The organism is Shewanella olleyana (assembly GCF_023283825.1).
Classification (GTDB): Bacteria; Pseudomonadota; Gammaproteobacteria; order Enterobacterales; family Shewanellaceae; genus Shewanella; species Shewanella olleyana.
Window position 1 is genome coordinate 94,197 of record NZ_JAKILD010000003.1, and the last position, 11,827, is coordinate 106,023.

Consider the following 11,827-nt stretch of genomic DNA (forward strand, 5'->3'; position numbering starts at 1 on the left):
CTGTTAGCCGAATGACCATGACAGGGTTTACTCATTAGGTAATTCACTGCTGTTTGACTGGCGCTGATCTAGCGTTCCCTTATTTGCTAGGGCATCATCAATAGGCCAGTCATCAATATTCACTGAGTCCAATAGTGGTTTATCAAGGCAGCAATCATTGGATGGCGAACACCAACGAGCAACAAAGTCACCGTTTGGATCGTATTGCTGAGTCTGTTTTTCAATGTTGAAGTGCCGACCTCCTCTTGGGTCTACTCCAACTCCGGCAATGTATTGCCAGTTTCCCCAATTTGAGGCGACATCATAATCAACTAATTGCTGCTCAAAATAAGCCGCGCCATAACGCCAATCGACGCCTAATTCATTCACTAAGCAACTGGCCACAATTTGCCTGCCTCGATTTGACATATACCCTGTTGCATTTAACTGCTTCATACAAGCATTAACCAATGGATATGGAGTGGCCCCTTGGCACCACTTTTGAAAACGTTCAGGGTAAAAAGCCGTTAACGGCGCACACTTTGCTAAGCCTTTAAAACTGAATAACCTTTTACCTAACTGCAGTGCTAACCAATGAAAATACTCTCGCCACAACAATTCGAAACCAATCCAATAAGTTGATTCGTTATCACCATGCTGTAACTCATATTTTTTAATAGCAGCCCAAACTTGCCTTGCAGACACATTGCCATTAGCTAAAAAAACACTGAATTTAGTCGAGTTTTCAAAACCATCTAAGGCATTACGGGTTTGCTTATAAGTTGACGGATTTGTTGAGGAAAAATAATCATTAATATGCTGAAGAGCTGATAATTCACCACCTTTAATTCGTTCACTATTAATGACATTAGCTGTTATAGACAGCTCTGTTGTAGGCAGTTCGGTTGAAGATAGTTCTATTGAAGGTAGCTCTGTTGAAGTGCCTAATGAGCTTGGCTCGATAAAAAACTCACTCACGATATGACATGGTCTTGGCAGATCCTCTGACCAAGACAGTGGTGATTCGTCAATAGATGAATCATATGAGTCAGGTGAGTGAGATGAAGAGAGCCAGGTTTGACGGGGTTCTGAAACTGGTAATTTAGACTTTTCAACTCTTCGCCTGAATTGCGAAAAACTACCTAATTCATCTGCTATGCCTTGTATTTGAGTCTGGCAAAATAAGCTATCACTCCATTCGCTAATCAGCTTGATGTGGCCTAACCTTTGGTGACATTGCCGCCAAATCTGTTGTTCATACCAACCTACAGAATTTGAATACCCTATCGCCTCGATATCATTACTGAATGCAAGATCGCAAATCACCTTAATAGGATCGCCATAACACACATGTAAAACATGACCATGCATTGCCAACTGTTCACGTAAGTCAGCAATAGATTGATTAATAAATGCTAGCCTGTGGTGGCCAAGACTGCGCTGCTGATAGTCTTTGGGTTGAAAGCTCGATGAGTCAAAAATATAAGCAAACGCAATTTCTCGACTTTGACCAATCAGTGCGCTCAAAGCCAAATTATCTTTTAGTCTTAAATCTTGAGTGAAAACGAATAAAGAACGATATCCAGACAAAACACACCTAAATCAGATTCAAATTTGTCATTGATACGCTAGGGAGTCAGAAAAAGTTTATTAATGGGGCCTTTAAGACCGAATGTCACTGTCATCTTGGGCGTGTTTAAGCTTTTCAGCCTCATCGTGTTCCTTCTCATGTTGCATGAGGAGTAATGTTAAATACATTTTGGTGGGTAAAGATAGCGCCATACCAAATGCAACACACATGGCACTTATAATAATGCCATGTAGTCCCATTTCATCAATTGTATCGCTAAATAGATGTAAATAAATACCAAGTAAAATAAGACAAAAGCCCAAAGTAACACTGACTTTAAGAAGATTGATGATTCCTTTTTTAGTCATTTTTAACCCATTGATATTAGTTTTGTTAAACTATAAAGCCTATCAATAAAGCATAGCTTGGATTCAGATTGTTAGAAAGCTAACAACTGGCCATTGAATACTTTCATTCTGTTTATCAATTTTTTCGCTAAATAAAGCCAAATGACATCATTTTTAGACGCCAAAACAAGGACTGTTCTTTAGTCAAAGAGTATAAGGTTAGTCAGAAAATATAAGGGCTGTTGATTTTTACTAGTGGAACCTCTTCGAGTTAAAAAGGTTTTAATCGAGATGAGTGAATGAATACCTACTCAACTAAGCAACTAAGCAACTAAGCAACTAAGCAACTAAGCAACTCTTTATTTAAAAGGATGCATTCAGTAAAGAGTAAAGGTTTTTAGCCGCTCCCTCTGGCCAGCGTTTGTTGGTCATTTTTACTGCGCTATCGGCTTTTGTGCAAAGTAACTGCATCACAAAGCCGGTGTCTTATCTTAAGATTCAAATAATTCACTGTAAAAATAACCTTTAAAGCTCAACAAGCTCTATATCAAAAGTACTTCAAATAACTACTTTCCCCAAGGATTACTTGGGTCTTGAGAAGGCGCTGGACGATTTTTATCACTGCGCTTGTTTTGAGCATAGTTATCCTGCACTCTTGGTTTGTCTTTTCCATATTGTTTCGGACGACTGTTGTTCTGCTTCATTTCTTCATAATCAGCGGTAGCTTTTTCGCGCATTTCAGCAATCAACTCAACGGTCAACTCTTGAGGTTTACGCGGCACAATACCGTCAGCAAAGCCACGCTCACGGGGTTTTAATTCAAACTGCGCCGCACTGCCTTTTGGCATACTTTTAAAACGGTATAGATAAAAGCTTTCAACCCGCTCTCGCGCCCATTCAGTTTTCTTTAAAAACTTAAGGCAGGACTCTAAACTAGGATTATTGTTAAAACACTCTAAACGCAGCGCCGCATAGAGAATCTTCCAATCATAAAAATCCACAAGCTCAGACACCATCGTTTCCGACTTTAATCCATGTAATGGGTTATTTTGTTGTAGTTCAATCATGAGAGATCCCAGTAACCGCATTGCGGTATCGATATTGCTAAAGTGCAAAGGACAAGAATAATAATCTAATGATAGCAAGCGACAGCCTAGCTTAGCTAGCACAAGCCTGTGTTTATCATAAAAAGCATTAAAGCACTCCAAACATGCTTTTACGTCTATTCTACCGATTGAGCATTCCATATAGAGGCTAATTACGGTATAACGGCGCAATGAAAATCCCGAAACGAATCCAACCTCTGGTTGAAGAAGGCTTAGTCGACGACGTCCTGCGCCAATTAATGAGTGGCAAGGAAGCCAGTGTTTACGTTGTGCGCTGTGGCGATGATATCCGCTGCGCCAAGATTTATAAAGATGTTGATAAGCGCAGCTTTAAACAAGCCGTACAATATCAAGAGGGACGAAAAGTCCGCAATAGTCGCCGCGCCAGAGCCATGGAAAAAGGCTCTAAATTTGGCCGAGACCAGCAAGAAGAAGCTTGGCAAAATGCCGAAGTCGATGCGCTATATAAATTAGCCGCTGCGGGCGTACGTGTTCCTGAGCCCTATGGCTGCTTTTCGGGTGTATTGCTCATGGAGTTAGTCACTGACAGTGATGGTGTTGTTGCACCTAGACTTAATGATGTTGTTTTCTCCAAAGAAGATGCCATTCGAGATCATGCCAGCATGATTGAATACGCAAAATTGATGCTGTGCGCAGGTTTAATCCACGGTGATTTATCTGAGTTTAACGTGCTTGTTGATGACAAAGGTCCAGTGATTATCGACTTACCGCAAGCGGTTGATGCTGCAGCCAACAATAACGCTGTGTGGATGTTTGCCCGTGATGTTAACAACATGACCAACTACTACAGTCAGTTCGCTCCTGAGCTTGCTAACACCCAATATGCCAAAGAAATGTGGGCATTATTTGAAGCGGGTGAGCTTACACCTGAATCAGTGCTCACTGGCGAATTTGCAGAAAGTGAACATATCGCTGATGTTGATTCAGTGCTTGAAGAAATCAACGCCGCCCGTGAAGAAGAGCAAGAAAGACTTCAGCGTATCGTTGATGCCAATGAAGAATTTTAATTAACACTTAAGTTGACCATATTCTATACCCAAACAACCTGAAGATGCTCGATTTCAGCAAGAATTTACACGCGTTTAGGTAAGGCATTGATTGCGGGTAATGGTTATTCCCTTTTCAAAATCAATAACGCAGCATAAACGCGTGTAAAACTTGCCCTCAGGGAGTTTCACCGTGTTCCCACTACGTTGTTGCGCTAATTTATAAGGTACCTACATTACCGCATTAACGCGCCTAGTATTGAAAACACGGTGAAGCTCTGAAACACGTATCTTCAAGTTGTTTGGGTATAACTGGGGAATTCTTCCCCTCGATATTGAAACTGTTATTTCATAATCATTCAGCACCTTAACAGTATCGGCCACTGATCTTTATTAGTGGCGCGAATTCACTAATTTACAAGCATAAAAAATGCCGCGAACCATGAGGTTTGCGGCATGTTAATATCAGCGAAAAAACTGATTAGCGATGCTTATTTACCTGCCAGTGCAGCCGCTTCAGCTTGACTAGCTAAGTACTCATCAAAAGTACCGTGGAAGCTCACTAATTGTTTATCCTTCACATCAATAATGTGGGTTGCCAAAGATGACACAAACTCACGGTCATGGCTGACAAAAATCAAAGTACCTTCAAACAATTTAAGCGCGTTATTTAACGCTTCAATCGCTTCCATATCCATGTGGTTGGTCGGTTCATCCATGACTAATACGTTAACATCTTGCATCATTAACTTGCCGTAGAGCAGACGGTTTTTCTCACCACCTGAACAATTACGGGCTTTCTTGTTAGCATCGTCTTCAGTAAATAACAAACGCCCTAACATGCCACGAACCATTAAGTCGTTATGTTTAGGAGTACGCCACTGTGACATCCAATCAAACAAAGATAAGTCGTTATCAAAGTCTTTGCTGCTGTCTTGCGGGCAGTAACCAATTGCGGCATTTTCAGACCACTTGATAGTACCGTGGTTGTTAGCTAACTCATTAACTAAACAACGCAGTAATGTGGTTTTACCCACACCGTTTTCGCCAATGACCGCAAGCTTAGCGCCCGCTTCTAAAATTAAATCGCCACCAGCAAACAAGCTTTCACCATCAAAACCATGGCCTAATTCTTCTAATACCAACGCTTGACGATGCATTTTCTTACTTTCGTCAAAACGCAGCGATGGTGTCATACGGCTTGATGACTTCACTTCATCTAAACTAATTTTATCAAGCTTTTTAGCACGTGAGCTTGCTTGTTTCGCTTTAGATGCATTGGCACCAAAACGGTTAACGAAGTCTTGCAGCTCTGCCATTTCAGCACTTTTCTTAGCGTTACCAGCTAAAAGCTGCTCTTGAATAAGACCTGAAGCTTCAAGGAAATATTCGTAGTTACCAAGATATACACGAAGTTCACCGTAATCGATATCAGCCATATGCGTACAAACTGAGTTCAAGAAGTGTCTATCATGTGAAATGATAATCATGGTGCATTTACGCTTGTTAAGCTCGCCTGCTAACCAAGAAATGGTATGGATATCCAAGTTGTTGGTTGGTTCATCAAGTAGCAAAATATCTGGATTTGAGAATAACGCCTGAGCCAGTAATACTCTTAATTTCCAGCCTGGTGCTACTTGCTGCATCAAACCAAAGTGGAAACTTTCTTCAATACCGGCTTCTAACAGGATTTCACCTGCACGAGACTCAGCACTGTAACCGTCCATTTCAGCAAATTCACTTTCAAGATCTGCGACTTTCATGCCGTCTTCTTCACTCATTTCTGGTAACGAGTAAATGCGATCACGCTCTTGTTTCACTTCCCACAGTTTTGCATCACCCATAATCACGGTATCAACAACACTGTATTGCTCGAATGCAAACTGATCTTGGCTCAAGGTACCGACTTTTAAACCCGGTGTAATTGAGACATTGCCTGAGCTTGGTGCTAATGCGCCACTGAGGATTTTCATGAAAGTGGATTTACCACAACCATTTGCGCCAATCAGACCATAACGGTTACCGTGACCAAATTTAGCAGAAATGTTTTCAAACAAAGGCTCAGCGCCAAACTGCATGGTGATGTTGTTTGTACTAATGATAACGGTAATCCTCGGGGTAAATAGTCGAATAAATGAGCTTTAAAAGCAGCGCGGCAGTATACAGATTATGCAGTTTATTAGATAGGGCAATGATCAGTTAAATATAAGGAGGTATAAATAAATTTGAACCTAAACACCGCTATGTAAGCAGTGCGACATCAAATTACATAGCTAAGTAGATAATTAAGGCGCGGCTACTGTTAATGGTTCACATTGCTGGGGCTTTTTCTTTAGTGGTTTGGGCTGCACTTTTTTGTTTTTATCTACAGCTTTTTTAGGTGCTGACTTTGCGGTATAAAATTGTTGCTTCCACCAAGCAATATCCTCACAGCCATGGCCAGGTTTAATCGCCTGTTGTGGTCTGCAATCACTATTATCTTCAGGGCAAGCTAGGCGAACATGCATATGAGCACTGTGCCCCCACCAAGGACGCACTTTTTGTAACCAAGTATCATCTTCACTTCGTTCATTACACAGTTGCTGCTTAATCGCGCCATTAACAAATATTCGTGCGACTTGCGGATCTTGAGCTGCAACTTTTATCATCAGTTTATGTTGTGGGCTCCAAGCAGCGGTATCGATTGCGAACTCTTGATTATCTACTACTGTCAGTGCGCGCGGCGATTTAAGTTCAGCTTTACTAAGCGGCTTCTCAGTGAGTTTCAACCAGATATCAACATCTAAACCAATTTGATGACTATTATGGCCATAATCAAACTGGCCACCACGGGGCATCGACATATCTCCCACTAAAATTTGCTCAATCCCTTCACTTTGCAATTGCTCGGCATATTGCTGCACAAAGTTGACCAAATTCGGATGACCATAATATCGATCTCGTTGCGGCCTAATCACTTGAAATCCTTTACCTGTTAACGGCAAAGCTTGTGCGCCAGATAAGCAGCCATTAGCATATTCCCCAATCGCTGCAGCCGCGCCCTCAAAAGGTGACTTTGCATGCTCCCAAGGGTTAAAACGGGCTTGTGTGATTGTGCTAGCTACGATCAGTATCACGCCTGCTACTAATGATAAGTTCACGATATTGGTTCTCTTGAATGAATAGTTAACAAGGAATACCAGCACAAGGTTTTGCGCTGGATTACTATTAATATAAAGTGTAGAAGGAAATCACAAAACCTTGAGCAAATGCACGAATAAAAACAGAGTGAAATAACTAGACTACTAAATCACTCTACCCTCAGGATTTAAGCATTGAAGAGCAAAAAGCGCGTTAAACAAAAGTTTAACGCGCTATATAAATGCTGGTGATATAGCATTTAGTTATTGTTCAAGTTATCGATTTAACTTATCGGCTAAAATTAAACAGTAAGACCTTTTGTCGCTAAAATTAACTTCTTAGCAGCTTTAAAATAACGCACATAACCTGTGCAACGACAGACGTGTTCCCCTAAGGTATCTTCTATCACTTGTTCCACATTATCTTTCGGTATGGGTTGTTTTTTAAGCTTTTCGATTAACGCCACAGTTTCGTTGGTAAACCCTGGCGCGCACCAACCACATTGAAAAGCAAAATTTTTGACGAATGCATCTTGCACTGGATGCAGCGCAATGATTTCACCCACATTGTTTTTAGTTGCATGGCCTTCGATGGTTCTAATTTTCAAATTATTGAAAAGCATGACATTAGAAATACAGGTTCGCCGTGTACTTGAGCTGCCATCTTCATTATCAACAATCACCACACAAGCATGGCAAATACCTTCTCCGCAGCCAAACTTGGTCCCTGTAAGATTTAAGTACTCATGTAAAAAATTGACCATTGGCATGCCTGGTTCAATTTCAAGTGGGCCATATTGCTTACCATTTATGGTTAAATTTAATGTGCTCATGCATTGGCCTCCAAAATATCTTTAGCTGTAATAGGTAGATGATAAAAACGCTTTTGAGTGGCTTGATATATGGCTTCGACAACAGCGGGAACAATAGGGATCATGACCACTTCAGCTAAACCTTTTGACACATCACTCCCCTCAATCGCTGGCATAAGGGTGTAATCTAGGTTCCAAACCCCATTATCTTTAGCAAAAGGCACCTTGTACCTGTCAATATTCCACTCGCCGTTTCCCGCTCCTGAGTTATCTGTTGGTAAGGCCTCATGCAATACATGACCAATTCCCATGGTCAGCCCCCCTTCGATTTGTCCTTCAACCAATTCAAGTACATGTACTTTACCTGGCTCTATCCAAGTATGAGTTCTCAGGATTTCGACTTCACCTGAACCTTTATGAACAGCAAGATCCACCATAGTTAAACAAGGCGTGTAATAGCGTACCATCGCGCTGTTGAGTTTCACTTCTGGGTAGTTAACGGTTTGCCTTTCTTGCACCACAAAGCCTTGTTTATTTTGTGACGTTTTTAACGTGCCATTGGCACCAATACCATATTCAAAAGCAATGGCATCTAACGGGTATTCTTTTGATTGTTGATTGATTTCAAATTTGGCAGTTGCCCACTCCCAGCGGTTAAAGCCATGGGTCATGACCCCAGTAATCATTCCTTGGGCGTGGGCTTTCTTACAAATGATAGATAGAGATAAAGCCTCTACACCTTCTGCATGCAAATGACCGTCTTGCCAGCTAACATCTTCAATAGAAATGCCGCTTGCCCCTTGTTTTTCCCATATCGCTTTAGCAGCCAAAAACAGGGATTCTTCAAATAATATTTTGGCAGCAAACTTTGTCGAATGACTTTGAAAAAAAGCAGATTGACTGGCAGATGATGCTGAAATAACCATTGGCGTCCATCGAGGATTTTTGGCCATTTTGTCTTGATGCTCTTGGCTCATCAAATACGGGCTCTGATCATCAAAAATCTCTAAAGCATCAAACACCTCTATTTGGGCAATATCCAAATTATCGGCAGCTTGACCTAAATACTCAGCGACTAAAGTGGCTTGCGAAGTATCAGTACCGGTTCCCATTTCAACAGAGAACACTTTAACCACCACCTTTCCATCTGGCGTGACACCAACATACGATGAAGGGGCATTAGAACCCGTGCCGTAATCTTTAGTGACAAACCCAAAACCTGTTCCCATAGATTTATCAGGATTGGCTTGATCAAACTTGGCTTTATTAGTTTTCCTGTTCTGCCAAATTTCATGTTTCTCAGCTAAGTCGAGCATCTCTTGATAGCGAATATTTTCTAACGGTAACGAGCCTTGCGTATTTTTATCGCCATTAACCATGGCATTGATGCGGCGAAGCTTGAAAGGATCAACTTTCATTTCATCAGCGGCTTCGTTAAACATCATTTCAAGTGAGGCCATTGACTGCAACGACCCATAACCACGCATAGAGCCTGCGGTAGGCAAATGAGACGGTAAGCAAGTCGCCACAATATCGTTTCTTGGGATGTAATAAATACCTTGAATAGCACTGGCACCTACCGCCGTCACCGATGATGAAAAGTTTTCTCGTCCGCCACCATCAAGGCTAATATCAGCCACTAAACCTTGTAATTTAAGGCTAGTTTTATCAAAAGCTAACTGATTTTGAAAATGGAAGGGATGACGTTTAAGACCAGATTGAAATTGTTCAAAACGATTATTAGCTAATCTGACGGGGGCATTGGCAAATATTGACGCTATCATGCCGTAATAAGGGAAAATAGTATGGTCCTTACCGCCAAATCCCCCACCAATATAGGGAGAGTGAACCACTAAATTCTGAATGGATTTTGTTAATGGGCTTTCGCTGAGTACTTTACCTGCTTGTAAGTAAAAGTCTTGAGGTGATTGAGTGGTAATAACAACATGCAGCGTTTGGCTTTTTTTGTCATAAAAACCATTATATGCTTCAGGCTCTAGCATCATGGGTTCAATTGACTGAGTTTTATACTCTTTTTTTAATGTAAACCAATCCTCGTTAGAGGCTATATCTTGCCTTAGTGTCTCGGCAAGATACATCCCCTGCTCACCAATATCACTGCTACCTTTTACTGGTTTGGGCCAGATAAGCTTTTGACCTTCATATTGTGGAAAAAACTGCCCTGAGTGGTAGGTGCTGTAGATATCTTCACCCTGACTTCCATTAGCAGACTCTTCACGAATAATACGCCAACCAGCATAAGGCGATTTAGACGCCGAGGTTAATGCCATTGTTTCAGGTGCGTATTTCACAAAGTGCTCATGAAATTGCAGCATCAGTTTTGCTTTTAAAAAGCGATCAAAATCATCAAACAATAAAATCGCAATTTCGTGACCTAAATAATCTGGGACATTACCTTTTTCAAGTAACATATTATCGCCATAAAATGGCGGTAATTTTAGGTCATTTTTTTGTAAATCGGCTGCGGTGATGATTTTATATGGCATTAACTCTTTAGGAATAACATCGAGATCTAAACCGAGATACACTTTATCGGCAATGTGCGCCCTAACAATAAATGCATGGTGTTGAGTGTCGGGCCAAGAAGGGATGTCTTTTGCGCGATAATCTCGTCCGTAGATTTTCTCGCCAGTGATTTTTTCAATAGCATCGAATCGAAACGCTGGTTTACCGTCTTGAAACCAAGTCTTTGCCAACGAAGGAGCAACTCCAGCTGCAACGGCACTATGTTGTTGTAGCAGCATAGGTGCACTGTAAACAGTTACACCACCAATCACGCACTTCTTCATGAAATCCCGTCGGGATAATTCCCATTGTTTCATACTTAAATTCTCCCAAAGTTAAATGTTGGAGCTGCACCGTTAATCGTCAAATTAAAATCATCCAAACTAAAATGCTGATAACCCCACTCATTTCAATCAAAAAGTTAAGATAATCAAACTCCATTCCATCAAGTATAGACAGCCATTTAGCATCTGATTAAAACCAATTGTTTTTTTTAACATTCACATTCAAAGATTCATTTAAACTATCATTTATCAGAACATTAGCCACTAATAAAATAGAATTAAATTCTAAAATCATGGTTTATATGTTCGCAGAAAATATCAATGATAGTACTTAGGCACAGTTAATTGAGGTGTCATTGATAGAGTTAATTGAAGGTTTACATAGCTGAAACTGCGCCCATGTGACTATTCCTTGAGTTTGAGTTTGAGTTTGGGTCTGGGTTTGAGCTTTAGCTAATGATTAAAGATAATATCAATCACAGAGCGTTACAACTTAGTCATAAGCCTAGCCAACTTACAGTTAAAAAATCGAGTTTTATAGGTTCATGTTGGAAGCGATTTTTTTGGAAGTGCTCTTGTTAAAAGTGCGCTTATTAAAAGTGCTATTGATAGAAACGACAAATTTAATCAAATATAGCAACTGTTAACAAATTAGCGTTATCAAAATTCAACTTCAAACCTAGCCGTTCTGGCTTGGGCTTCAGTGCATTGAGTCAACTGGATAAGCTCAGCTAAGGTAATGCTTGGTGTTTCGGTGATGAGGCGAATAAGCTTGGCTTCTAAAGGCTCTAGTTTATCGGCATGATCTAATAATGCGGTTTCAATTTTTTTGTTCAAATATCCGAAGGGCTCTCGGTTAGCAGGTTTAAGGTTAGTCGATTCAAGGCTAGTAGTTTTAAGTTGAGTATTGAAAGATTGAACCTTAATCGCCTCTCCCACCAAACTCCAATTTCTTGAACGTCGCACGCGTTTTAGCTCACAACCATGCTTGGTTGCGATAACCTTGGCTTGATTAGCTGCCTCCCTACCAATTCGATGAATTAAGGAAGGCAAATGAATAGTGATAAGTTCAGTCAT

The 11,827-nt window shown here is 40.8% G+C and carries 9 protein-coding genes; 1 reads left to right on the forward strand and 8 read right to left on the reverse strand.

Annotation, left to right across the window (positions count from 1 at the left end):
- Nucleotides 1–27 precede the first annotated feature (27 nt).
- The 3 genes from L2735_RS03115 to L2735_RS03125 form a co-directional block, all read right to left on the reverse strand.
- Nucleotides 28–1,569, reverse strand: coding sequence for a DASH family cryptochrome (locus L2735_RS03115; RefSeq protein ID WP_283104526.1), 1,542 nt, complete (start codon nucleotides 1,567–1,569; stop codon nucleotides 28–30).
- A 72-nt stretch (nucleotides 1,570–1,641) separates the two neighbouring features.
- Nucleotides 1,642–1,917, reverse strand: a complete 276-nt coding sequence (locus tag L2735_RS03120; RefSeq protein WP_248983309.1) for a hypothetical protein — start codon at nucleotides 1,915–1,917, stop codon at nucleotides 1,642–1,644.
- A gap of 545 nt (nucleotides 1,918–2,462) precedes the next feature.
- Nucleotides 2,463–2,963 carry a VF530 family protein gene (locus L2735_RS03125; RefSeq protein WP_248983310.1) on the reverse strand — a complete coding sequence of 167 codons (501 nt, stop codon included), beginning with the start codon at nucleotides 2,961–2,963 and terminating at the stop codon, nucleotides 2,463–2,465.
- A gap of 209 nt (nucleotides 2,964–3,172) precedes the next feature.
- Between L2735_RS03125 and L2735_RS03130 the strand changes: the two genes are divergently transcribed.
- Entirely contained in the window at nucleotides 3,173–4,030 is an 858-nt protein-coding gene (locus tag L2735_RS03130; RefSeq protein WP_248983311.1) for a PA4780 family RIO1-like protein kinase, read from the forward strand.
- A 470-nt stretch (nucleotides 4,031–4,500) separates the two neighbouring features.
- Here L2735_RS03130 and L2735_RS03135 read toward each other — a convergent pair whose 3' ends face one another.
- From L2735_RS03135 to L2735_RS03155, 5 genes are all read right to left on the reverse strand, one after another.
- Nucleotides 4,501–6,111 (reverse strand): ABC-F family ATPase, encoded by a 1,611-nt coding sequence (locus L2735_RS03135; protein ID WP_248983434.1) that lies wholly within the window; start codon nucleotides 6,109–6,111, stop codon nucleotides 4,501–4,503.
- Nucleotides 6,112–6,294: 183 nt separating this feature from the next.
- Entirely contained in the window at nucleotides 6,295–7,149 is an 855-nt protein-coding gene (mepA, locus tag L2735_RS03140; RefSeq protein WP_248983312.1) for a penicillin-insensitive murein endopeptidase, read from the reverse strand.
- A gap of 281 nt (nucleotides 7,150–7,430) precedes the next feature.
- Complete coding sequence (locus tag L2735_RS03145) at nucleotides 7,431–7,961, reverse strand: (2Fe-2S)-binding protein (protein WP_248983313.1); 531 nt, start codon at nucleotides 7,959–7,961, stop codon at nucleotides 7,431–7,433.
- Nucleotides 7,958–10,783 carry a xanthine dehydrogenase family protein molybdopterin-binding subunit gene (locus tag L2735_RS03150; RefSeq protein WP_248983314.1) on the reverse strand — a complete coding sequence of 942 codons (2,826 nt, stop codon included), beginning with the start codon at nucleotides 10,781–10,783 and terminating at the stop codon, nucleotides 7,958–7,960. The genes L2735_RS03145 and L2735_RS03150 overlap by 4 nt, the downstream gene beginning before the upstream one ends.
- A gap of 627 nt (nucleotides 10,784–11,410) precedes the next feature.
- Entirely contained in the window at nucleotides 11,411–11,827 is a 417-nt protein-coding gene (locus L2735_RS03155; protein ID WP_248983315.1) for a ribosome recycling factor family protein, read from the reverse strand.

Excerpts from the sequence above, each read along its gene's own strand:
- L2735_RS03120 (WP_248983309.1), bottom strand. The coding sequence starts at position 1,917 with ATGACTAAAAAAGGAATCATCAATCTTCTTAAAGTCAGTGTTACTTTG.
- L2735_RS03125 (WP_248983310.1), bottom strand. The coding sequence starts at position 2,963 with ATGATTGAACTACAACAAAATAACCCATTACATGGATTAAAGTCGGAA.
- L2735_RS03130 (WP_248983311.1), top strand. The coding sequence starts at position 3,173 with ATGAAAATCCCGAAACGAATCCAACCTCTGGTTGAAGAAGGCTTAGTC.
- L2735_RS03145 (WP_248983313.1), bottom strand. The coding sequence starts at position 7,961 with ATGAGCACATTAAATTTAACCATAAATGGTAAGCAATATGGCCCACTT.
- L2735_RS03150 (WP_248983314.1), bottom strand. The coding sequence starts at position 10,783 with ATGAAACAATGGGAATTATCCCGACGGGATTTCATGAAGAAGTGCGTG.
- L2735_RS03155 (WP_248983315.1), bottom strand. The coding sequence starts at position 11,827 with ATGACTGAACTTATCACTATTCATTTGCCTTCCTTAATTCATCGAATT.